At 48.0% G+C, this 24,551-nt stretch carries 18 protein-coding genes and 6 tRNA genes; 12 read left to right on the forward strand and 12 right to left on the reverse strand.

Features of this window, described 5'->3' with window-relative positions:
• Positions 1-8: 8 nt before the first annotated feature.
• The 7 genes from OXH39_09545 to rpoZ form a co-directional block, all read right to left on the reverse strand.
• Positions 9-82: transfer RNA gene (locus OXH39_09545), tRNA-Trp, on the reverse strand.
• Positions 83-156: 74 nt separating this feature from the next.
• Positions 157-309: a 50S ribosomal protein L33 gene (rpmG, locus tag OXH39_09550; GenBank protein ID MCY3550692.1), complete on the reverse strand. Its 153-nt coding sequence runs from the start codon at positions 307-309 to the stop codon at positions 157-159.
• A 24-nt stretch (positions 310-333) separates the two neighbouring features.
• A tRNA-Thr gene (locus tag OXH39_09555) sits at positions 334-409 on the reverse strand.
• A 21-nt stretch (positions 410-430) separates the two neighbouring features.
• Positions 431-503 (reverse strand) — tRNA-Gly (locus tag OXH39_09560).
• Between the two features lie 122 nt (positions 504-625).
• Positions 626-707, reverse strand: a tRNA-Tyr gene (locus OXH39_09565).
• A 9-nt stretch (positions 708-716) separates the two neighbouring features.
• Positions 717-788: transfer RNA gene (locus tag OXH39_09570), tRNA-Thr, on the reverse strand.
• Between the two features lie 114 nt (positions 789-902).
• Entirely contained in the window at positions 903-1,247 is a 345-nt protein-coding gene (gene rpoZ / locus OXH39_09575; GenBank protein MCY3550693.1) for a DNA-directed RNA polymerase subunit omega, read from the reverse strand.
• 195 nt (positions 1,248-1,442) lie between these two features.
• On the opposite strand from rpoZ, the gene mqnC reads away from it, so the two are divergent.
• A complete protein-coding gene (gene mqnC, locus OXH39_09580) occupies positions 1,443-2,510 on the forward strand; it encodes a dehypoxanthine futalosine cyclase (protein MCY3550694.1) in 1,068 nt (355 codons plus the stop codon).
• 72 nt (positions 2,511-2,582) lie between these two features.
• Positions 2,583-4,028 carry an arylsulfatase gene (locus tag OXH39_09585; GenBank protein MCY3550695.1) on the forward strand — a complete coding sequence of 482 codons (1,446 nt, stop codon included), beginning with the start codon at positions 2,583-2,585 and terminating at the stop codon, positions 4,026-4,028.
• 198 nt (positions 4,029-4,226) lie between these two features.
• Here the strand turns inward: OXH39_09585 and OXH39_09590 are convergent, their stop codons facing one another.
• On the reverse strand, positions 4,227-6,191 hold the full coding sequence (locus OXH39_09590) for a peptidyl-prolyl cis-trans isomerase (protein MCY3550696.1): 1,965 nt from the start codon (positions 6,189-6,191) through the stop codon (positions 4,227-4,229).
• A gap of 268 nt (positions 6,192-6,459) precedes the next feature.
• On the opposite strand from OXH39_09590, the gene OXH39_09595 reads away from it, so the two are divergent.
• The 3 genes from OXH39_09595 to OXH39_09605 all read left to right on the forward strand — a co-directional run bounded on the left by OXH39_09595 (position 6,460) and on the right by OXH39_09605 (position 9,003).
• The gene (locus OXH39_09595; protein MCY3550697.1) at positions 6,460-7,380 is read left to right on the forward strand and encodes a DNA glycosylase; all 921 of its coding nucleotides are present in this window, start codon (positions 6,460-6,462) and stop codon (positions 7,378-7,380) included.
• 27 nt (positions 7,381-7,407) lie between these two features.
• Positions 7,408-7,800, forward strand: a complete 393-nt coding sequence (locus tag OXH39_09600; GenBank protein ID MCY3550698.1) for a hypothetical protein — start codon at positions 7,408-7,410, stop codon at positions 7,798-7,800.
• Positions 7,801-7,884: 84 nt separating this feature from the next.
• Positions 7,885-9,003 (forward strand): glycosyltransferase, encoded by a 1,119-nt coding sequence (locus tag OXH39_09605; GenBank protein ID MCY3550699.1) that lies wholly within the window; start codon positions 7,885-7,887, stop codon positions 9,001-9,003.
• 31 nt (positions 9,004-9,034) lie between these two features.
• On the opposite strand, the gene OXH39_09610 is transcribed toward OXH39_09605, so the two are convergent.
• Positions 9,035-9,116 (reverse strand) — tRNA-Leu (locus OXH39_09610).
• A gap of 106 nt (positions 9,117-9,222) precedes the next feature.
• Between OXH39_09610 and OXH39_09615 the strand changes: the two genes are divergently transcribed.
• The 7 genes from OXH39_09615 to OXH39_09645 all read left to right on the forward strand — a co-directional run bounded on the left by OXH39_09615 (position 9,223) and on the right by OXH39_09645 (position 18,440).
• The gene (locus OXH39_09615; protein ID MCY3550700.1) at positions 9,223-12,150 is read left to right on the forward strand and encodes an FAD-binding protein; all 2,928 of its coding nucleotides are present in this window, start codon (positions 9,223-9,225) and stop codon (positions 12,148-12,150) included.
• A 30-nt stretch (positions 12,151-12,180) separates the two neighbouring features.
• Positions 12,181-13,611 carry an Nramp family divalent metal transporter gene (locus tag OXH39_09620; GenBank protein MCY3550701.1) on the forward strand — a complete coding sequence of 477 codons (1,431 nt, stop codon included), beginning with the start codon at positions 12,181-12,183 and terminating at the stop codon, positions 13,609-13,611.
• 1 nt (position 13,612) lies between these two features.
• The gene (locus OXH39_09625) at positions 13,613-14,434 is read left to right on the forward strand and encodes a phytanoyl-CoA dioxygenase family protein (protein ID MCY3550702.1); all 822 of its coding nucleotides are present in this window, start codon (positions 13,613-13,615) and stop codon (positions 14,432-14,434) included.
• A gap of 239 nt (positions 14,435-14,673) precedes the next feature.
• The gene (locus tag OXH39_09630; protein ID MCY3550703.1) at positions 14,674-15,585 is read left to right on the forward strand and encodes a CBS domain-containing protein; all 912 of its coding nucleotides are present in this window, start codon (positions 14,674-14,676) and stop codon (positions 15,583-15,585) included.
• Positions 15,586-15,760: 175 nt separating this feature from the next.
• The gene (locus OXH39_09635; GenBank protein ID MCY3550704.1) at positions 15,761-15,895 is read left to right on the forward strand and encodes a hypothetical protein; all 135 of its coding nucleotides are present in this window, start codon (positions 15,761-15,763) and stop codon (positions 15,893-15,895) included.
• Positions 15,896-16,056: 161 nt separating this feature from the next.
• Positions 16,057-17,025 carry a M23 family metallopeptidase gene (locus OXH39_09640; protein MCY3550705.1) on the forward strand — a complete coding sequence of 323 codons (969 nt, stop codon included), beginning with the start codon at positions 16,057-16,059 and terminating at the stop codon, positions 17,023-17,025.
• Positions 17,026-17,075: 50 nt separating this feature from the next.
• Positions 17,076-18,440, forward strand: coding sequence for an extracellular solute-binding protein (locus OXH39_09645; GenBank protein ID MCY3550706.1), 1,365 nt, complete (start codon positions 17,076-17,078; stop codon positions 18,438-18,440).
• Positions 18,441-18,452: 12 nt separating this feature from the next.
• On the opposite strand, the gene ftsZ is transcribed toward OXH39_09645, so the two are convergent.
• The 3 genes from ftsZ to OXH39_09660 form a co-directional block, all read right to left on the reverse strand.
• A complete protein-coding gene (ftsZ, locus tag OXH39_09650; protein ID MCY3550707.1) occupies positions 18,453-22,490 on the reverse strand; it encodes a cell division protein FtsZ in 4,038 nt (1,345 codons plus the stop codon).
• A 98-nt stretch (positions 22,491-22,588) separates the two neighbouring features.
• Complete coding sequence (gene gguB, locus OXH39_09655) at positions 22,589-23,704, reverse strand: sugar ABC transporter permease (protein ID MCY3550708.1); 1,116 nt, start codon at positions 23,702-23,704, stop codon at positions 22,589-22,591.
• Between the two features lie 16 nt (positions 23,705-23,720).
• Positions 23,721-24,539 (reverse strand): hypothetical protein, encoded by an 819-nt coding sequence (locus OXH39_09660; protein ID MCY3550709.1) that lies wholly within the window; start codon positions 24,537-24,539, stop codon positions 23,721-23,723.
• Positions 24,540-24,551 lie beyond the last annotated feature (12 nt).

Genomic DNA, 24,551 nt, shown 5'->3' on the forward strand with positions numbered 1-24,551 from the left:
TTAAAAGGCAGGCCAGGAGGGATTCGAACCCCCAACATTCGGTTTTGGAGACCGACGCTCTAGCCGTTGGAGCTACTGGCCTGCAAGATTTTTGTAGCAAACGACACATCCGTTTGACGGTTAGCCCGAGGGTGTCCGCGTCATCTACTCAAAAAATTATCGCGTTTCCTTATGGGGCGTATGCTTTCGACAGAACCGACAGTATTTCTTCCGTTCATACCGAGATTGGTTTGTTCGGCGGTTTCGGGTCGTTACATAATTCCGTTGACTGCATACATCGCATGCTAATGTTACAATGTCTCTGGGCATAATAAACACTCTACTTTCAGTAAATGGAGCCGATGACCGGGATTGAACCGGTGACCTCGTCCTTACCAAGGACGCGCTCTACCGACTGAGCTACATCGGCAAAAATGAAAAAACAACACCAAGCGGGAGACGGGATTTGAACCCGCGACACATGGCTTGGAAGGCCAATGCTCTACCAGCTGAGCTACTCCCGCACAATACGAAGGATGGTGACCCGAAATCTATAGCAAAATACTTTATGGGAAATCTGTAAGTTGTGCTGTAGATCAAGCGTCCGACCAAATCCTGCTAAACGTTACCTTCGTGTAAAAACTGATGGGGGCAGATGGATTCGAACCACCGTAGGCATAGCCAACAGATTTACAGTCTGCCCTATTTGACCGCTCTAGCATACCCCCATGACAAAAAGCTGACGAGAGGAATCGAACCTCCAACCTAGTGATTACAAATCACTTGCTCTACCATTGAGCCACGTCAGCAGCACCTTTTAATTATACCCACTTTATTGGAGATTGTCAAGTGCCTTTAATTTTTTTGACGATTTTTTGGCAAGAGGTTGTTCGGAGAGAACCAATTTTCGCTGTTAGCCAGATTTAAAGCCCTTCTTCGCGCTCCTCTGCATCAGTATCTTGTTCGCGTGCGAGGAGTTCTTCATCGAATATATCACTCCCGTCGTCTGAGTCCTGTGGGTCGGTGAAAATTGACGGTGTATTCGGAACAGGAGCTTTGGCTTCGCTTTTTTCAAATTCGAGTTTACCATCGATCAATTCTTGCGTCGCAATGGCAACCGGTTTCTTCTTTTTGTCCGACGCGTTTGTAGGTGCGACAGGCAAACCGTTTGCATTTATATCTCTCGCGCGTTTCGCGGCAACGTTCACTGCGAGGTATTTATTTGATACCTGTTTTACTAAGTCTTCATTGTAAATCACTTCACTCATTTTAGTTCTCCTCAATTAAAATACAGGTTCAAACTGAAAGTATACAGGTTCAAACTGAAAGTATTATAATTATACTTAATTTTACGCGAAAGTCAAATTAAAATGAGAGAAAATTTGACAAACAAATTACAACATGTTAAAATTGAAACAGCAAATTGATGCCCATTTCAGACAAACCTCTAAGGAAACTTGTAAATGGATACAAATATCCAACCTATCCTCGAAAAATCCGTTGCGGGAGAACGGTTAGACTTTGGCGACTGTCTGACGCTTTTCAAGAGCCACGACCTACTCGCATTGGGACATGCTGCAGATGTCGTTCGGCAACGGAAACACCCCGAAGGCTACGTCACTTATATTGTCGACCGAAATATCAACTACACCAATTGGTGTTATGTTGACTGCGATTTCTGTGCTTTTTACCGCCATCGTCAGGACCCCGATGCTTATGTTATGGAACGGGAAGAACTGGGCAAAAAAATACAGGAAACGCTCGATCTTGGCGGTGAGTTGATTCTGATGCAAGGAGGTCTACACCCAAAACTCAAACTTGATTGGTACGAAGACCTCCTCCGTTGGATTAAAGCGAATTACCCCATCCACATTCACGGGTTTTCGCCCCCGGAGTTGGATTGGTTCGCCAAAATAAACCGTATGTCGTTGCGAGAGATGCTTATCCGCTTACGAGATGCCGGGCTTGATTCAATTCCGGGCGGCGGTGCCGAGATCCTCACTGAACACGCGCGCAATGAAATTAGCCCTAAAAAGTGCACCGCCGATGAATGGTTAGAAGTCATGCGTCAGGGACATCTTGTCGGACTCAAATCGAGTGCAACGATGATGTATGGACATGTAGAAAGTTATGCCGAACGCGTTGAGCACCTCGTCAGACTGCGCGATTTGCAAGATGAAACAGGCGGATTTACGGCGTTTATCTGTTGGTCTCTACAACCGGCTAACACCCGTATGGACCATATACCGCCCGCAGGGAGCTTTGAGTACCTCAAAACGCTCGCTATCTCGCGACTGTTCTTGGACAACTTCGACAACTTTCAATCCTCATGGGTAACCCAAGGTCCGAAGATCGGACAATTATCGCTTAAATTCGGGGCGAATGACATGGGAGGCACCATGATTGAGGAGAATGTTGTCAGTAAAGCAGGAACGGTCTACTGCATGCCCATCGAGGAAATTGAGCGTACTATAGCGGAACTCGGATATATTCCCAAACGTCGCAATTTCTTCTACGAACTCCTTAATTAACAGTTAACACCGGAACTCTCAACCTGACAAAGTACTGAACCACAAGGTTGAGATTCCCGTCCAGAGCTTAAGATGCCTGATACCCGTCCTAACATCCTTTTAATCACGACCGATCAACAACGCGGCGACTGCTTGGGCTTGGATCCTGACGGTCCCGACTGTTTACAGACACCAAATTTGGATTGGATCGGTCGCACCGGCACACATTTTCGCCGTGGATACGCCGAATGTCCGAGTTGTATTCCCGCTCGGCGCAGCTTGATGACCGGCACCGCGCCAGCCGCCAACGGTGGCGTTGGATATAGAGGAGCACAGTGGAATCCATCCCACACTCTGGCAGGTGAATTGTCAGCAGCCGGTTATCAAACCGAGATGATTGGAAAGCTGCATCTGAACCCACCGCATAAACGGTACGGTTTCGACCATCTGCAACTGGCTGATGCCACCCGAGGAGATAACAACGACTACGTTGACTGGTTAAAGCAATACCACAACCGCAACGACGCTCACCCAGGGGTGGCACACGGTGTTTCCGCCAACGGATGGGTTGGTCGTCCCCACCATTTACCCGAAGAACAGATGCACACCTTCTGGTGTATCGACCGCGCCCTCAATTTTCTGCAAAAGCGTGATCCGACGGTGCCTTTTTTTCTCGACATTTCCTTTATAGATCCACACCCACCGCTAACACCACCGGCTCACTACTACCAGCGTTATATCCAGCGGGACCTTCCTTCACCCGTGGTCGGTGACTGGGCACCCAAATTCGAGGGGGCTCAAAAGGGATTGGATCCAAACGCTTGGGAAATCTGTCTCGACGAACACGATATGCACTGTGCGCGTGCGGCCTATTACGGGATGATTAATTTTATTGACGATCAGATCGGTCGCCTGATCCAATCCATGGGTGGTTTGAACGACTGTTTGATTATTTTCACCTCCGACCACGGTGAAATGCTGGGCGATCACAACTTATACCGCAAAACATGGCCCTACGAAGCCTCGGCACGAGTTCCCTTTTTGATACGGGCACCGGCAAAATGGAGCTATCCGAAAGAATCCGTCTGCCAAAGTCCCGTTGGCCTGCAGGACATCATGCCCACTATTCTGGATGCAGCAGGGATTGAGATCCCCAGGATGTGCACCGGTAGAAGCCTACTACCCATCATGAGAGCGGATACTGACCAAGTACGGGACTATCTGCATGGCGAGCACTCCGGTTGTTACGATTACAACCACGGTAACCACTATGTGACCGACGGACATCACAAGTATGTGTGGTACTCTCAAACCGGTCAGGAACATCTTTTCAATCTGCGAGACGACCCACACGAAACACACGATTTGGCAAGCCTGAGCGGATCCGAAACTCTCCTAACACCTTGGCGGAATCGTTTGATCGAGTTTCTCCGCGACCGTCCGGAAGGTTTCACCGATGGCACAAATCTCATAGTCGGGCAAAAACATGATGCCTTGCTGCCGAACTATCAACCCGATGCCACCTACCCTTACTTGTAACGTGAGGTTGGATTGAATAGAATTCCGAGAAAAAGGCGAGGTTGGAAAACCTCGCCTATCTATTTCACAGGAAAACCAATTCCAATCCTGCTTGTAATAGCGCAATTCATTGCCGGTTGCTCTCACTGCGAGGCACTGCGATAAATCGTACGACTACAACCTACCCCAAAATTCAAAACGGATAGAACACCAGAATGTTTAACGATAGTCTGGATGTATCCAGAGTTCGCTCTCCTTTTTGCGGGCAGCGAACCAGTTCAAATATGCTTCTCGCTTTTTCGCTTGAATGAGTGCTTGACGGTGTCGTGCTTTCTCAGCTGGATCAGATTCAAACATTTCAACATCCGGTTCCTCACGCTCAACAAGTTGAATGATGTAAACAGCAGTGTTGCCCTCGAAGGGACCTCCGATGTCATCCACCTTCAAACGAAATGCCGCGAACATGACTTCCGCTGAATTTCCCATACCGGCGATGTAGTCACTGCTTGGACTCAACGCAAACAGATTGCTTTCTTGGACAGAAAGTCGATCTGCCGCTAAGCCTTCGGGGGTTTCATACTTCTCAAGCAAAGCGTCCAATGATGCAACATCAGCCTTTTGGTTGACAAGGTTTTGTGCATCCGTAAAAGCAAACGCCTTCGCCTTTTCGACTTTCAGATCCTCAATAACCTCCGCTTTGATTTCTGAGAAGAGTGGGATAGCTGCTGGTTTCTTCTCAAGTACCTTAGCAACGAAATAAGCCTCTACCTGTTCCCCATTTGACTTTTTCGCATCAATCACCTTTATCACGTTCACTTCTGTATCAAAGAATTCCTCGATTAACCCTTGAAATCCCCACCTTGCACCAATCTGCGGAATAGTTGTAGCATCCCGGCTGAAGAGTCCAGTTTCTAAGGCAGTGAGTGAGAGGTCCTTATAACTCTCAAGTGCGAGTGCCGCCTCATAGTCCGCAATCTCAATCTCAAACAAAAGGTCGTCCGCGATCCTCTTCGCCTCGTCAACACCACTGACTTGAACAAGCCTTTGCTGAATATCGTATTGAACCTGAGCGAAAGGTTGGACCTCTGGTGCCTTTTTCTCTTCTAATTTAATGATGTGATACCCAAAATCCGTTTCAACCAAGCCGCTGACTTCTCCCGGTTCCAGTGTATCAAAAGCCGCTTCTTCAAAGGGCTGCACCATTTCGCCACGTGTGAAGTAGTCTCCGGGTGGAAGTTTCGGGTTTCTACCTCTCAATGCCCCGCCCTGTACGCTGGAGGGACCCTCTGAATGCGTTTTCGCAAGCTCGGCGAAATCGGCACCTGCAGCGAGTTCAGCATTGATGGTTTTAAGAAGTTCCTCTGCAGCATGTTTGGTTTCCGTCTTTTGTAAATCAGTTGGGTTGTCGGGAAACTTTTTTAAGATGTGCCGTGCTTTGACCGCCTCCAGCGTTGTAAACTCCGCTTGATTTTCCTCGTAATATGCCCTAACCTCTTCATCTGAAACAAAATCAGCAGGATTCACCTTGATAAACTTTACATTTATCTGTTCTTCCGTCTTGTAGTTGTCCCGGTTTTTCTCAAAGTATGCTTCTGCTTCCGCCTCGTCAGCTTCAACTGTCGGGGTATAATCACCATGCCTAAATTCAATAAACTTGACTTTCGCCTTATCTGACTCAAGTCGATATGCTTGTTCGGCTTCAGCATCAGTTACTAATTCAAGTGCTTGAACACTGTCTCGAAGTGCAGCGGAACTAAGTTGCAAACGAACATTCTCTGTATATAGGTCTACCGCTCCGTATTGTTGATAAAGGTTGTACTGGTTGACCCGTGTTGCATCGCTTCGGATGTAGCGCTCTATCTCGGCATAACCGATATCTACACTTCCGAGAATCGTTTGTTGTACCCAACGATCAATTACATTTTTCTGCGTTTGCTCCAAGTCCGGTGCAGGACCGAACCGCTGTTGGCTCCGTCTTTGAGATTCCATGGCATTGGCAACAGCGTTTTCAAACTCTCCGCGCTTGACTTCTGTGTTATTAATCCTGAGAACGACTTCCCCCTCGGGACCTTCACCTCCACCCCGCGTGTTACTGTAGAGGAACACGGTTCCTACCAGAAACACAATGGCGATTACCCACATAAAGAGCTGCGCAATAAATTTTTCGCGTAGAAAGATAATCATGTTTTAAAGGTATCTCCTATTTTGTCTCTATTAACTAACAGGTTTTCATGTATGAAGAGATTTTTAATATTATACATGCAAACACGGTGAATGTCAAATTGCAGCACAGCCACTAATTCCTGCGATGAAGCATGATAACGTCTACCGGAAACGGATTTTGAAGCATTCATAAGAAAAATTTGCTAATTTTTCAAATATACTATATACTAATTAGCAAAAATCAAGGGTGTCGCTTGCAAACCCTCATCGAAATTTGGCAAGATACACAATGCAGATTCGGAATGCAACGGATTTTAGTCTGAAATACACCTTAGAATCGGGACAGTCATTTCGATGGACCCGGATAGACGACGCCTACCACGGCGTCGTGGAGGGACGCATCCTCAAAATTTGTCAAATAGGGACAACCTTATGTGTTGAGAGTTCTGCCACCGAAGACGAGAGTACCTTTGTGCCATTTCTCCAACACTATCTTGACATCAGTCGTGACGTTCCGAAGATCCTCGCCGAAGTTGACAATGATGCTTATATGCATCGGGCAATTGAAAAACTTTGGGGGATGCGCATTCTGAACCAAGAACTCTGGGAAACAGTGGCATCTTTTATCCTGTCCCAGAACAACAATGTCCCTCGGATTCGTGGAATTATCCGCCGACTTTCTGAACGTTTCGGTGAAAAATTAACGCTTGCAGGTTACATAGATTACAGTTTTCCAACTCCGGATGCCCTGGCGACAACAACAGAAGATGAACTCCTCGCATGCGGTACTGGCTACCGAGCAAACTACCTTCGAGACGCTGCACAAGCGATTGTTAGTGGTGAACTCGCACTTGCGTCGGTGAAGCAAATGCCATATCCTGAGGCAAAACGTGAATTAATGCGTCTAAATGGGATCGGTGAAAAGGTAGCCGATTGTATCTGTCTGTTCTCACTTGGACATCTTGAAGCATTGCCGATCGATGTCTGGATAAAGCGGATCTTTGAGACCCTTTATCTGCGTCGGCGTGCCACACATCATGAGATACGCGACTTTGCACACACCTATTTCGGAGAGGGTGTCGGATACGCCCAGCAGTACCTTTTTCACTATGTTCATGAATACCCAGATTGGGCAGATGCTGAGCATTTGTTGCTTGTCAAAGCGGATGTTGTTACTGCAGTAGAAAATCGCAAATCCGCCCTGAATTAATAAACAAACCACCCTGGAGGAATTAGCATGTCTGAATCGTTTGAACAAAGTATTGTATCGCTCCTTGAGGAGCATGTAGAACTCGCGATCTCAACTGTTCAACAGTTGAGAGCAGAGAAATTGGATCTTGAGGCTGAAATTGCAAGGCTTAACAGTGATGTACTACAGCGCGATGCCCAGATCCAAGAACTCGAAAACCGCAATAGTGATCTTGAGGAGGAACTCAACTTAGAACGGTCAACCACTTCCCAAGAACGAGCAGACGTTCGAGAACGGCTTGAAAGCTTGATGGATGTCCTCGCTGCATCAAATGAAAGCGCAACAGATACAGGCACTGATGATGAAATCGCCTTTACAGCGCAGAGTGAGGCACCGAATGTAGCACCTTCCGAGGAAATAGAAGACGACTCTGAGGTGTAGTAAAGCATCAAGCTTCGGACGTTCTGAAAAAAATAAAGATAACTAACACCTGTGCGTGTCTTAGTCCTTTCTCATTCTTATATCATGAAACCGTACCGGCGAAAGTTCGCACTCATCGCAGAGCGTCCAGATGTTACGCTGCGGGTTGTGATGCCTGCACGTTGGTATGAAAGTTTCCAGCATATTGCTTTTGAACCCGAATCAGACACGCCGTGTGAAGAATTTCCCTGTCCAATCCGATTCTCAGGGTATGGTAGCCGTTTCTACTATCGCCGAGGCGTGAAGTCCCACTTCAAGGATTTCCAGCCCGATATCATCCACCTCGAAGAGGAAGCATGGAGCCTCAACGCGTTACAGACGGTTTGGTTGAAACGGAAGTATTGTCCCAGGAGTCGTTTTATTTTTCGCACGTCACTCAGTATACCGAGCAAACAGCGATTTGGTGCTATACCTGTCTGGATCGAACGCAGGGTCTTTCGAGAAACGGATAGAGCCTTTCCACTCAGTATCAATGCCGGCAAGATTCTAACCGATCGAGGATACACTGGAAAACAGACACCATTCCCAAATGGCGTTGACGTGCGCCATTTCTATAAGATGGATGTCCGTGAGTTGCGGAATTTATTGCAGCTCAATGATTGCTACGTCATCGGCTATGTGGGTAGGCTGCTTCAGATGAAGGGAATAGACACACTCCTTGAGGCTGTAGCACACCTCGTAAATCACGATGCAACCCGCCCATATAGACTCTTAATCGTCGGACAAGGTGAAGATAAACCGGGTTTTCAAAAAACTGCTGAAACCCTCGGAATTGCTGAACAGATTGTGTGGGTAGATGCGGTACCTCCTGAAGAGGTAGCCACCTATATTAATTGTATGGACACACTCGTTCTACCGTCCCGAACGACAGCAGGATGGGTTGAATTCTTCGGTAGGGTGCTTATCGAAGGAATGGCGTGCGAAGTACCCGTTATCGGTTCGGATTCTGGTGAAATTCCACACGTAATTAGGGACGCGGGACTTGTTTTTCCTGAAGGTGATAGGAACGCTTTAGCAGAACAGATACATCGCATCACACATGATGTATCTCTGCGGGACAATCTGATCGAACGCGGACTTGCTCGCATTAAAGATTTTACGTGGGAGACAATTGCGGAACAGACGTATCAGGTATATCGGGAATTGCTTGAGGAGGCTTCGTAGGGTGATGTTCAAAGACACTACAAAAGAAAGATGCCCCCGACTGGACTCGAACCAGTATGCCGTTAGGCACAAGCCCTCAACCTGCTGTGTATACCAAATTCCACCACGGGGGCATTACGTGATTAATTATACCTTAACACAGATAGGAATGTCAAATTTTTTAATTCCCAGCGACCGCGAGAATTCCTCGCGACACTTATGGTTTCTCGGACAGTAAATATGAACACTTCTGAATCGGAACTTGAACAGCAATTATCGGATAACCTTGCAGGAGAGGTGCGCTTTGACCTGTATTCTAAAGCACTCTATAGCACAGACGCAAGTCTATACCAAGTACAACCGATAGGTGTTGTAATTCCGAAAGACAGCCAAGATGTCATCAAGACAGTGCAAATAGCGTCAGAACGTAACGTCCCGATCCTTCCACGTGGCGGCGGCACGAGCCTCGCAGGACAGAGCGTCGGTGAGGCAATCGTGATAGACATGTCCAAATACATGAACCAGCTGCTTGAGGTGAATGTTGCTGAGCGTTGGGCACGTGTACAGCCCGGCATTGTCTTAGATGAGTTGAACCACAAGTTGAAACCACACGGTTTGATGTACGCTCCTGATGTCGCGACCAGCAGTCGAGCAAACGTCGGTGGCACCATCGGAAACAACTCCGCTGGCGCGCATTCACTCATTTACGGCAAAACCATCGATCATGTCATGTCGCTTGACTTAGTGCTTTCCAATGCTGATCAAATCACTGCAGCACCTATCTCGCTTGAAGAATTAGAGACCAAAAAACAGGGAGACTCATTAGAAGCAAACATCTATCGCGAACTTTGTCGTATATGTGCAGACAACGAAACAGAGATTCGTAAACGCTACCCACGTCTCTTACGCCGTGTCGCTGGTTACAACCTCGATGAATTTATCCCGAATGCCGGTTCAAAAGAAGTTACTCCCTATCGCCGCGATGGATGCGATGAAAATCATCCGTTCAGCCTGACGAAAATTCTTGTTGGCTCCGAAGGAACACTCGCAACGACTCTTGAGGCAACAATAAACCTCGTTCCGATTCCCAAACTGACGGCTCTGTGTGTCGTTCATTTCAAATCGCTTATTGCCTCTATGGAAGCGATGCAACCTATCTTAGCGTGCAATCCGACCGCTGTAGAACTCATAGACAAAACAATCCTTAATATGGCGCGCGGTTCGTTAGAATTTTCACGGCTTACAACCTTCATACAAGGTGAACCGGACGCGCTGCTCGCGGTTGAATTTTACGGCGAGACCGAAGCGGAATTAGAGGCGCACCTGGATAAACTTGAAGAAACATTGAGGCACACAGGTTTCGGTTATGCGTTCGTGCGGTGTTTCACCGCTGAAGAAAAAGCACGCGTCTGGGAGACTCGGAAAGCCGGACTTGGCTTGTTGATGGGTATGAAAGGTGATGCCAAACCGGTCGGTTTCGTTGAAGATGCCGCGGTCCCTATAGAAAATCTGCCAGAATACGTCCGTCGATTTGACGAGATTGTTACGGCACACGATACCATTGCCGCCTACTATGCGCATGCCAGCGTTGGGCTACTGCACAATCGTCCCATTGTCAATCTCAAATCCGAGACCGATATTCAAAAGATGCATGATATCGCCCGCGAAGTCCGGGACCTACTTATGGAATTAGACGGTGCAATGAGTGGAGAACACGGCGACGGGCTTGTCCGTAGTGAGTGGATAGAGAGCATGTTCGGTCCACAGATATATCAGGCACTCACCGAAGTCAAAAAGGCGTTTGACCCAGCCGGTATCATGAACCCAGGTAAAATCGTTGATGCCCCACCGATGACAGAAAATCTCCGCTTCGGGACAGACTACAACACCATTAAAATTGACACCTACTTCGATTTTTCCAGTCAAGATGGATTCGGTAGAGCGATTGAAATGTGTAACGGTGTCGGTGCGTGTCGAAAGACGTTGACCGGTACGATGTGTCCGTCCTTCATTGGCACCCGCGAAGAGGAACACTCAACACGTGGACGCGCGAACGCGTTGCGTTCTATTATTTCAGGCGAGTTGCCACATACCGAACTCACAAGCGAGCGACTTCAGGAAGTCCTGGATTTGTGTCTCGGATGCAAAGCATGCAAGGCAGAATGTCCGTCGAATGTAGATATGGCGAAGATTAAATACGAGGTCCTCGCGCACTATCATAAAGCAAACGGCTTACCCCTGCACCGTCGGATGTTCGGTGAAATCGGCACACTCGCGCCTTTAGGATCAATGTTTTCCCCTTTCTCTAACTGGGCAGTTAACAATGGACTTTCCAAATGGATCGCTGAGAAATTAGTCGGTGTAGACAGACGGCGGGACATGCCCACTTTCGTACGTCCTACCTATGAACAGTGGTTCCGAAAGCGTAACTCCGTACGAACATCAGACAAGAAGGTTGTGCTCTTTGCCGATACCTTTATGAACTATAGTGAACCCTCTATCGGTAAAGCCGCGGTCGAGCTGCTCGAAGCGTGCGGCTTTGAAGTATTACTCCCTAAAAAGCGATGTTGCGGACGACCTCTCATATCAGAGGGAATGCTTGACCGAGCCGTTGAGAACGCGCTTTACAATATTGACGCGCTTCGGGACTATGCTAATGAAGGAATTCCAATCGTTGGATGCGAACCGAGCTGTACCTCTACCCTCACCGACGATTACGTTGAGCTAATCGGTACCGCTGACGCGAAACGCGTTGCTGAGGCAACCTATTCCTTTGAAGAATTTTTTACACAATTAACAGAAGAAGACAAACTGCTGCTGGAATTTTCGGTAGAACCGCGGGATATCTTGCTGCACGGACACTGCCATCAGCGGGCACTCGTCGGTATCCAACCAACTGTGAAGATGCTAAGTTTACCAGCAGAACATAATGTCACAGTAATCGATTCAAGTTGTTGCGGGATGGCAGGCGCGTTCGGATATGAAAAGACTCACTACGACCTGTCCATGAAGATCGGCGAATTGCGGCTTTTCGGAGCTGTCCGTGAAAAACCGGCGGACAGTTTCACACTTAGTGCCGCTGGGTTTTCTTGTAGACATCAGCTCGAACACGGAACGGGTGTGCAACCGAAGCATCCAATTGAGGTGTTACGCGAAGCGATGACATAGGCATTAACCTTACGCACCGGAGGAAGACAGATGTCCAAAATTTATCAACCGCTGGACGATTTCAAAGTCGTCGAATTGCCAGAAAAACAGTTACCTTTTTGGAAAATTGCGGGCCCCGGTGCTATCTTGGTTGGTTTATCCATCGGTGCGGGTGAGAGTGTGATTTGGCCCCGCATCGTCGCGGAATATGGTGGGAGTATGATCTGGGCAGCCGTCCTCGGTGTATTCCTTCAACTCTGGATTAATTTTGAAGTGGGCCGCTGGACAATCGCTACAGGTGAAACGGTATATACAGGCTACAGCCGCATCTGGCGAGGATTCGCGCCGTTGTTTATTCTACTCACAGTAGTGGGTTGGATAGCACCCGGATGGGCACGAACATCAGGTCTTGCTCTCAAAGCACTTGTGCTTGGACCCGGCGGTTGGGGTTCCGATACCTTTTGGACGATAGTGACATTCTCAGCGGTCGCGCTCATTCTCTTTGGACCGAAAATGATCTACCAATCTGTCGAAAACACGGTTGAAGTGTTAGTCGCGATCGTAACCGTTGGGTTGATTTTAGTTGCAATCATGGTCGGTTCAATGGATACGTGGAAAGAACTCGGTGCAGGGTTGATAAACGTTGGTTACAAAGAACCGGGGATGTCCGTGAAACAACTGTTTATTGCATTAGTCTTCGCGGGTGCTGGAGGGACAGCAAACCTTTTTTACACATTCTATCTACGCGACAAAAACATCGGAATGGGGGCGCAGCTGCCGGGGTTACAGAACCCACTTCGCGGCAGGAGTGAAAAGGTCCCCGCAACAGGCTTTCTCTTTGAAGCAACAGAGGAAAATCGTAAACGCTTCACCGCATGGTGGCAATATGTGAAAAACGACCAGATGCTTTTCTTCTGGGCACTCAACACACTTACGATTCTGCTCTTTATTTTCGGCGCACTCGCGGTTTTACACCCAAACGGGATTGTCCCTGAGCAAGGCAGACTTATCTACGATGAAGCACAGATATTAGGTGAAATCTGGGGCGTGACGGGACAAAAGATTTTTTTATTGGTCGGTGTCGCGACACTTTTCGGAACGCAACTCGCACTTGTTGATGGGGTATCACGCTCCATTTCTGATATTATCTATACCAACTTCCAAGGGGCTCAAAACCGAGATTTGAATTGGTGGTATCTCCTCATCGCAGGTATCTGGATCGTTGGTGGGTGCGTCATAACCTTCGTGATGGAGCAGTTAAACGTCAGTGAATTAGGATTTCTCTTCAATGCGGCATACATGGGCGGTTTCGCTATGGCGATTTACGTGCCGCTTACGCTTTACATGAACTACCGTTTCCTACCTGACTTCGCAAAACCGAAACGGCTTTCTACCTTCATGATGGTAATCGCTTCATGCGTCTATATCGGATTTGCGATTTCAAGTATCATCTGGGAAGCCAAACAATTGATTGGAGGCTAAAATGGATTTGAAGGAGCGAAAAGCATTTTTTGAAAAGGAAGGCTACCTCGTTGTTGAGAACCTGTTATCGGCAACAGAGATCGAAACATGCCAAACAGAGATCCATTGCTTGCACCAGTTCGCTGCAGGGCAGGAGTCCGAGAGAGAAAAAGAGCGAGCAGAGACCGCACGTCGGCACGTGCAACATGAACCCTTTGCTAAAGACGAAACACAAGGTGACAGGTTGCCGGTGCTACGGAAAGCAGAAAATACGCGTCAGTACTCCGAAGTCTTTCGGAACCTCGCACAGCATCCGAAACTAATTGCTGTCGTTCAAGAACTCATTGGTGAAGAAGACCTGCTACTCTTTAGAAGCACACTGATGTTCAAACCAGCATTCCACGGGTCTTCACATGGACTGCATCAAGACTCAGCATATTGGCCCATGGAGCCGCCGAACCTCGTTACTGTCAGCATTGCGCTCAACGATGCGACACCAGAAAACGGCTGTTTCAAGGTAATCCCGAGAAGTCACTTGTGGGGAATGCAGTCTTGGGGACACATTGCGCGGGAGCAGGGTGCAGAACTCACCGATCGGAAAGAGGTCGCGGAACAACAGACGGATGTCCCGCTTTCTGCGGGAAGTGCTCTATTCTTCCATAGTTTGATGGTACACGGTTCCGGACCAAACACTACGGCGAATCCTCGGAACACGGCGTTGTATGCCTACTTCTCACCGCGGGTCCGGTATGTGCCGAAAGGTGGAAAGCCGGGCGAGAAAACATTTCCGGTTGTTGCTGGACTTGGTGGTAAAACGGAATTGACGCTTGTTGCCCAAACATAGAGAATCTTCAAACGACCAGAAAATACGCGAAGGTATTCACAGAATTCTAAGATTGTGGTTTTCAATTTCGTGTTTTGAGAGAAGGCGTGACCTCTATTCCTATGGCATAAAAACGTTTGTACGCGGATATGTTTGCCCTTAGGAACGACGAAATGATCCGGTGCTACAAGGATTAAGGAGAAATTTCACTTCTTACGGAGGGCTGTACTGCTATCACTATGGACGAAATTACCAAAGAGATGAAAGAAAACAAGAGCCAGGTGGCTGTTGTTAGCAAGCAGGATGGAACAAAAGTAGAACTGGCACAATCTAACGCCCTCGTTGTTTATGAGCAACAGGAACTCGCTGCTGAAAAAAAGGGGTTCTTCCGGAAACCGAGACGTAAGTCGACACCGTCTCACGGACAACTTGTGCAATTACTTCTGGAGAACATCGAGACCTTTTCCGAAGACGAGGTTCAACTGTTCCGTGCAATTTTTGATTTGAAAACATTGACGGTGCAGGAGGTGATGATTCCCTTGTCAGAGATAATTCCGCTAACAGTGGAATCGCAGTGCTCTGAAATCTCGAAATACTATCGCGCTTCCAACTACTCTTACATCCCTGTTTATAATGAGCGCGTTGACTGTTTGCTCGGAGTAATTGATGCGATGGAAATCCTCACAAGCGAGCACAATGACGAGAACTTATCACGATTTGTAAGGGAGGTTTGTTATGTACCCACACTGAAACCTGCCTTGGCTTTATTGAACGAGCTGCGGCAATCCGAAATCCCCGCTGCAATTGTGGTTAACGAGCATGGAAGTTGCGTCGGGATTGTAGAATTAATGGATATTTTGGAAAAAGTTATTGGCGAAATAGCAGCTAATCGGAAACGCGATATGCCTCGCGTTGAACAACTCAGCAGGAACGAATGGCACATTGATGCACGCGTGTTAATTTCTGAAGTCAATACCGCGTTAGATATCCAAATTCCCACAGATCGGTGTGATACCATTGGTGGCTTTATGCTCATGTTACTCGGGCGATTGCCACAGCAAGGCGAAAAAGTTGAATATGAAGACCTTGAATTTAATATGGATCAGGTACTCAAATACCGTATTTCTGGTATCCGAGTTACGAAAAAAGTCGTAGGGAAAACTCGGCGGTGAAGACATTGCGTTTAATATCAAGTAGATCTTTTAGAAGGGGATGTGTATTCAGAATTTATGCAAATTTCGCGTTTTTCAATTACTATTTTGTCACGTCTAAGTTGATAGGTATAGAAATCGCGAGCATGAAGAAACACCCAAACAAAGTTTTAGAAAAAGAAACGAGAAAGAACTCATGAAGTTGAAACGCTCTCGTCCTCGCATTTTCAAAAGAACGCGTATTCGAGCATTGGTTGTGTGGTATCTCATTTTGCTTGGTGGTATCATCATCCTTGTTTGGAAAATGCCAGCAATCGTCTCGCGGTTGTAAGACAATCTAATGCCACACCGCGAAAATGAGAAGGGTATATTTTGCTGAAAAATGCCTCGTAGTGAGAGTATTTTGGTGTTTTAACCCCCTAAATCCCTCTTATCAGAGGGCTTTAAGAGGAAATGCGTAAGTCGTCCTAATCATAAAGGAGGATTGATTGGATGAATATCCTCGTTTTTACCTCGTCTCGTGGAAACTCAGTTCGCCAACATATAATCAGCAAAGGGCACATCTTACTTTTCGCCCTCACTGTTTTAGTTTTATTATTAATAGGGATCAGCGGGATTGGCTACGGGCTCTTCCAGAAGTTCCATGAAACTGGTGCCGAAAAAAGACTACAAGCGAGTCTGGAAGAAAATGATAAATTAATGCAGGCAAAACTTCAGGTCGAATCGGAACTCGCTGATGTTAATGAAGAGATGAAAGATATTCGCCAGATGGCAAAAACGATTCAGGAGGCTTTGGGGATTCTTGGGCAAGGCGGCGGAGACAGTACCCCTTGGGAATCCGAAGGAACTGAGGACCAAACTGATGCCCAACAGGAAAACGCCGAAGCGACTACCGATGCCGCAGCCCATGAAAACGGGATGTTAAAACCACTAACACCTCGCGTCCTGAGAGAAGAGATTCTGCCTCTCTACGACTATACCAGCACGCACCAAAAACAAATTGATGGGTATCCTTCAATTCTACCGGTGAAACTCCAACAGGAGAACGGGGAGAAATACGGTTATTGGTACTCTTCACCCTATGGATGGCGTATTCACCCGTTGACGAAGAAGCGCGAATTCCACCAAGGATTGGATATTAAAACCCGTGCTGGCGTTCCTGTTATCGCTGCCGCTGATGGAACAGTCTCAAAAATTGAAAGTAACGGTTATTTCGGAAAAACAGTTGAGATCACCCATGGAGGAGACCAGTTTAAAACATTATACGCGCATTTGGAAGGTTACGCCGATGGTCTCAAAGTCGAGCACGAAGTGGTGCGTGGCGATATTATCGGCTACGTTGGAAACACGGGACGCAGCACCGGTTCGCATCTCCACTACGGAGTTTATGACGCGAAAAGAGAGAAATGGGTGAATCCGATTAATTATATCCTCGACCAACAACCAACATTTTCACCATAACTGTAAGTCTTCAGTATTCCCGCACGGATAAAAGAAGGAGAATTAAAAACATGTCCTATTTAAAAAAATCCCTAAGACGTTGCAGCGTGTATATTGTAACATGGGGAATTGTGCTATGTCTTCTGGCACTGCCCGCTATTTTGTTTGCCCAAGATGAACTCATCATTATCTCCCCGCATCCAGAGGGCATTGAGGCAGAATTTGGCAAAAATTTCGAGCAATGGTATAAGGCACAGACCGGCAGAACCGTCAAAACCGATTGGCGAGATGTCGGAGGAACCTCTTCTAACTATCGATTCATTGAATCGGAATTTAAACGGGTGCCCGAAGGCATCAATATTGATATTTTCTTCGGTGGCGGTACTGACAACTACCTTCGTCTCTCAAATAATGGATGGTTACACGCCTACAAACTCCCCGAAGCGCAACTTGAGCAGATGACACAATCGTTTCAAGGGATTCCGCTCTATGATGCCGAACATCAATGGTATGGCGCAGCGTTATCCAGTTTCGGTATCATGTACAATGAGCAGCTCCGTGAAATGCTACAACTCCCGAAAGCCTCGGGATGGCAGGATTTGGGAGACTCGGCGTTGCTCGGTAGAATTGGTGCAGCGGATCCGAGAGAAAGCGGTTCCGCACACATGGTCTATGAAATTATCCTTCAAACCCTTGGATGGGAAGAAGGTTTCTCACTCCTGACGAAAATCGGCGCGAATGTCCGCGGCTTCTCCGCCGGTGCTAACGCCATCCCGACAGATGTTGTCGCTGGACAAGCTATTTACGGGCTTGCAATCGATTTTTACGCCTACGGTCAAATTGCTGTCGTCGGGGCAGATAAGATCAAATATGTTGTCCCAGCCGATGGCACGGTTATCACTGCCGATCCAATTGCAATTCTCAAAGGCGCGCCGAACTTACCCGTCGCGCAAAAGTTTCTTGAATTCGTTTTATCGGAAGATGCTCAGAAACTCTGGATGCTCCGCGACACCGATCCAGAGGGGCCCGAATGGAAGGGTGGCTTAAACCGAGCGAGTGTGTTGCCAGCACTCTACGATGAATTGGGAGAAAGATGCATCGTCCCAAACCCATTCAGTACAGCAGGGAATCTGTTTCTATACAACTCCGATAAAGGCAGCACCCGATGGGATATTGTCAATGGTCTCTTCGGCGTTTTGATTATTGATTCTCATAAGGATCTCGTCAACGCGTGGAAAGCAATCCGAAAGTGTAAAGACCCAGCAAAGCGCGAGGCTGCGATCGCAGCTTTAACGAAGATGCCGATAACTGAAGAAGAGGCGATGGAGATGGCAGTTAGTACTTGGGAAAACCCAACAGTCCGCAACCAGAAAAGAAAGGAGTGGGGACAGTTTGCTAAGGACAAGTTCAAAGAGGCGCGGGATCTGGCAAGATAATGGGCACAGACGCTACACATTGACTTCTACACCCAAGAAATCAGAGAGTTTTGCACACTCTTCTCGGTAGCGGACAATTTTCGTTGAATCGCCTGCCTCCCCGATCATCATCGCCGCCATGAATTCAGTTGGGTAGTGCGTTTTTAGGTACGCCATACGGTACGCCAACATCGAGTAAGCGACAGTATGCGACTTATTAAAGGCATAGTGCCCAATTGACTCCAGCCAATCAAACACCTCTTCAGCCTCGCTTTTAGCGAGGTTTGTCTTTTTCGCCGCACCCTCAACGAATTTCTCACGCTGCGCGGCAATCAATACCTCGTTTTTCTTGCCCATTGCATTGCGGAGGACATCCGCTTCACCGAGCGTAAAGCCTGCGATATCGTGTGCGATTTGCATCACCTGTTCTTGGTAGATACAGACCCCATAAGTGCTTTTAAGCACACCCTCAAGCGAAGAGTGTATATATTCTACAGGCTGTAACCTGTTCTTCCGATCTATGTACTGTTGCATATCTCCATTTTCTATCGGACCCGGGCGATAGAGCGCGGGAATAGCGGAGAACTCCTCAAAATTGTCCGGTTTGAGTTCTGTGACAACGCGAAGCATACCCTCGGAACCTTCCAACTGGAATAAACCGGCAATAAGTCCGTTGCTAACGAGCGAGTAGGTTTCCCTATCGTCAAAAGGAATCTCTTCCAGTTTAAGCTTAACACCGTGGTTCGTCTCAATCATCTCAAGACAGTCGTGTACCTCGCTAAGACTCCGTAAACCGAGGGAATCAAGTTTGATGATGCCAACCTCTTCAACGGTTTTCCCTTCAAATTGCACGGCGACCTGGTCGTGTCTATCCTTGAAGAGCGGAACGTAATTTGTCAGCGGACCGTCTGAAATCGCGATTCCGGAGGCATGACAGGAAACGTGCCGTTTCATACCTTCCACCGCTTTGCTGAGATCCATCAACTCTCGATTTTCAGGGAGCTCCGCAAGCGTCTGAAATTCGGGCATCCGTTCCAAAACTTCATCAAGTGTTATACCGGAAATGGACGGAATAAGTTCGGTCAATTTTTCGACATTTTCAAGCGGCACCTCAAGTGCGCGTCCGACATCCTTGATAGCAGCTTTTGCACCCAGTGTAGCAAAGGTAGCGACTTTACCCACGGAATCCACGCCATATTTTTTTGTTAAATACTCAATCACAGATTCACGGGCGCGGTCGGCGAAATCAATAAAGATATCGGGTCGATTGGTACGTTCGAGATTTAAAAACCGTTCAAACAGACAACCGTGATCCATCGGATTGAAACTAACGACATCGAGTGCATGTAGTACAAGACTGGCAGCAGCAGAACCGCGCGCTGTAATTGGGTATTCCCGTTTTTGGGCGTAGTTGACATAATCTCCAACAATCAGAAAATAGTTGGCGTGCCCCCCTTGTTTGATAATTCCCAACTCATAATCAATCCGCTGTCGGATAGGTTCAGAGAGTTCGCCATATTTCTCGCGTAAGCCTTGGTAGCACAACTCTTTGAGATAACCGTCGTGTGTGTACCCTTCGGGGACCTCGTATTTCGGCATCGGGTCGCGTTGAGAGTCGAGTTCAAGGTTGCACCGATTCGCAATTTCAAGCGTGTTGCTGATCGCCTCTGGTGGATAATCCTTCAGAGCCTCTCGCATTTCGTCAACACTTTTAAAGTAGAAATGATTGTCATAGCGGAGCCGCCTTTGGTCATTGACAGTTTTCTTGGTCTGGATACAGAGGAGTACATCGTGCATCCCGTGGTCAGATTTGCGAAGATAGTGGCAATCGTTTGTGCCGACGAGCGGAAGATTGAACTCTTTCGCCAATTCAACCATCACTGGATACGCTTCAAGTTCCTTGTCAATGTAGTGATTCTGCACCTCAACGTAGAGGTTCCGTTTCCCCATGATCTCCATCAAGGTTTTGAAATTCTGAATCGCTTCGTCTCGCCGATCTGCACAGATGAGTTGTGGCACCTGTCCTTGGATACACCCCGTCAGCGCGATAACCCCGTCCCGGTATTCGCGCAGGATTTCCATGTCAATACGCGGCTTGCGATTGAACCCCTCTGTGTATCCGATTGATACCAGTTCCAAGAGATTCCTATAGCCGGTCGCATCCTCAGCGAGTAGTGTGAGGTGATAGGGACCCCCCTGTTCCTGCTCACGTGTCTTTCGGCTCCCGTGTGCGACATACACCTCACAACCGATGATCGGGTTAACCCCCGCCTCTGTTGCCTTGCTGTAGAGTTCCCATGCCCCGAACATGTTGCCGTGGTCGGTAAGTGCGACAGCAGGGACGCTATTTTCGACTGCCCAATCCACCATATCCGGAATACGGCATGCCCCATCGAGCATGCTGTATTCGCTATGGTTGTGTAGATGAACAAATTCGGAACCGGTTGTGGACGGAACAGAAGTACCATCTCCCGGTGAAGTATCGCTCTTCTGAGTCGAGAGTGGAGTGGTCGATCCACGCTGTGGTTCAACCTTGTTTGCAAGGATAGTGACGATAACCGTGTCATTAGGTTCAGGATCATCGTCCCTATAGGCCAGTCCAAAAATAATCTGTGCGTCGAATGCCTCATCTTGAAGCACACTCATCGATGCATCCAACTCATTCATCATGAAGTCTGGTGGGGCACTAATTTTAGTGATCAACCCAGTTGCACCTCCAATGCTTTTCCCATCCAGCAGTGGTGAGGTCATAGCGTTTTCCATAGCGATTCGCGCCCGGTTTTCACCTTTCGCTTGTCCTACACCCATCATCACCGTGCCAGCATCGTTCATGATGCTCTCTATATCGGCAAAGTCAACGTTAATCTCGCCCGAGTCCACAATAATATCGGCGATAGTTTCCATGCCGAGCACCACGGTTTCATCGCTCATGCTGAACGCTTCGCTCGTTGAGGGCTCCACATCCACAGTATCAAGGAGTCGCTGATTCGGGATCACGATAACGGCATCAGTGTTGTCTCGGAGTTCCTGAAGTCCGTATCCTGCTTGCTCGGCGCGGCGTTGTCCCTCAAAATCGAACGGGCTTGTTGCAACGCCTATTGTTAAAGCCCCCTGCTCCCGGGCGAGAGATGCGATTAAAGGTGCTGCACCTGTCCCTGTCCCGCCCCCCATGCCAGCAGTAACGAAAACCAGACGCGCATCCGCAACGACGGTATTGAGCGTTTCCAAATCTTCTTCAGCCGCCCCTCTGCCTACCTCTGGATTCGCATCTGCACCAAGTCCTTGCGTGATTTCAGCACCGATTTGCACCTGTGTTGCCCCATCACACGTACGGAGTGCTTCTAAATCCGTATTCACAGCGTAAAACTCAATTTCTTTCAAACCGGCCGCAATCATCCGTTTGATGGCGTTGCCACCCGCGTCGCCGACACCGAAGACTTTAATGATGTTCTGCGACGACTTGGATACCTCTTTTTTTTGCGTCATAGTTGTTTCCCTCTTAACCTCTTCAACACCAAATTCCTTACGCAGGAGTGCCCGAATCTCTCTGAGCCTCGTCTTGACGGTGCCAACTGCCAAGCCGATCTCCTCCGCAATCTCTTTGATGGTCCACATCTCTAAGTAATACAGCACTGCGACAGTACGCACCTTCTCAGGAAGGTCATACACTGCCTCCGCTACAGCTGCGCGAAGTTCCGTCTCTCGAAAACGAGCAATCGCATTCCGATCAATAGTTTCAGCCAGCTGCTCCGCACTCTGAAGGATTTCACCGCTCGCACGCGTGTTGCGGGTGTAGTACCTTCTGCAGGTAGTATAGGCTATCTTCCGAAGCCATGCACCGAAACTACTGACCTCTCGGAGACCGCCGATGTTTTCCCAGACGGCTACCCAAATGTCCTGAAAGATCTCTTCGGCATCGCGGGCTTGGCGGGAGTTCCAGACGACCAATTGCCAAATTCTCGAGCTATAGCGGGCTGCGAGTTGCGCAAATGCTTCCTCATCGCCCGATTGCACGAGCCTAATGAGTTCTTCATCTGTCAAGTCTGTGTACGTTGATGAATCATATCGCATAGACAAATCCCCAATAAGATTTCAGTTATAAAGAGGGAAAATTTTGGGAAAAGGGTTTAAAATTTTTTCTGAATCGCGGAATTCGGTAAAGGGAACCTTCATCGCCGCCGGGATGCCATGTCGAATCCGACTGCTGCAACAAGCACAATCCCTTTGATTATATCCTGCCACGAGGCATCCATGTTCGCCATACTCATGCCGTTATTGAGGCTCTCCATCACAAACGCACCCAGAATTGCACCGAAGATACTCCCGCGTCCACCCATTAAACTGGCACCACCGATGACACACGCGGCGATGGCATCCAACTCCAGTAGTCGTCCGGCTTCTGGACTGGCACTTCCCACGCGCGCTGTCATCACAATACCAGCAACCGCCATCAAGGCACCCATTGTCGCGAATACCCGCAACGTAATACTGCGCACGTTGACACCGGAGAGGTACGCCGCCTCAGCGTTTCCACCCACCGCGTACACATAACGTCCGAAACGGGTGCGGTTCGCTATGAAATGAAACACGAACGCCAACCCGAACAGAATACATACAGGAAATGGAATCCCTTTATGGGCATTCATCACGGTGATGAACGCCACAATTAATGCCGATATTCCGGCTACTTTCAATAGGAATATATGGAGAGAGGTTTGTTCTGTGCCGTATTTTATTCGTGCAGCGCGCTGCCGATAAAAACCGTAACCGCTGATGCCCAGCTCAACAATCATGAGGATCCATCCAAGTGTGGGTGAAAGATACGCGTTGCCAATTGCTTTAAGCCAATTGTCTGGAAGAAGGATGGTCTCGCCTTTGGTAAAGGCTAACATCAAGCCGCGATAGACTAAGAAGCCACCCAATGTGACGATGAACGCTGGGATTCGCTGATACGCCACGAGATATCCTTGCATCAGCCCCATCAGGATACCGATACAGATAACGGCAAGGAGTGTCACAACAATCGGTTGCCCCCACCAGACGTGCACAATCGCGCCGATAGCACCGAGCAGCCCAGCACCGTAACCGACAGACAAATCAATGTTGGCAGAAACGATGACGAGTGTCATGCCGACAGCGAGGATAGCTGTGACGGCGGCTTGGCGGGAGAGGTTGGATAGATTCCGAGTGCTAAGGAAAGTGCCGCCGGTCAGTAGTGTGAAAATCATCCAGACACAAACCAGCGCAAGCACCATCGCATACATACGGAGATTAAGAAGCTTCATCTGTCAGGAATCACTCCTATTTAGGTGGGAGCCGAATCCATCTTTCAAGGGCGGCAGCATCCTCAAAAAACGAACGGATGAGGGCAAATTCGTCGGGGGTTGAGATTGCACAACGTAGCAGTCCTTCCCAGGAACCGTAAACCTCCAGCTGCTCAAGCCAGATTTTACGCAATACTTCTGTATCCAGTGGAGCCATACCACTCGGCACTGCAGCTATCTTCATTAATTTTATCGTATCGGAAGTGGACATCTCTGATGAATAAGTATCCATTAATGGATCAATCAGGTGCATCTCTATGAAGGGTTCTATTTCTTCTGAGTCGGTAGTGATGTCTGGTTCGTTCGCGATCAACTCACGGAATTTGAAATAGAAATCTATGCAGATTTGGGTTTGCTCATCCGTTGCCTCCGGTGGAAGAATCTCTTTAAGCGCGGACGTAGCAGCTGATTTCTGTTCAGTGGTGGGAACTGCGGTAAGATACGTCGGATAATCTTTATATGCTGCGCCGACTTGCGCTTCAAGATAAGTCAAATAAGGATGACTTGACAAAACTACATCCAAAGTTCCTTCTTCTTGAAGAACTTGTGTTAAGAGTTTTTCTTGGCTTTCCGTTAAAGGTTTTTCCGCAGATTCTATTAAGAACGTTTCTCGTTCTTCAAGGTGTGATACCATATCCTTCATAAATCCCGCTATTGCAAAGGGAGCCTTTATAGCACTTACGGCACCACAACCGAAAAATGTGGTCAATGAAAGACAACAAAGGAGCAAGCAAAGGATAGGAGTCCCCTTGCGTAATTTGTGTTCTGCACCCCATAACCTATTATTTTGGTTCATGATAACTCCTCC

The organism is Candidatus Poribacteria bacterium (assembly GCA_026702755.1).
Taxonomy (GTDB): domain Bacteria; phylum Poribacteria; class WGA-4E; order WGA-4E; family WGA-3G; genus WGA-3G.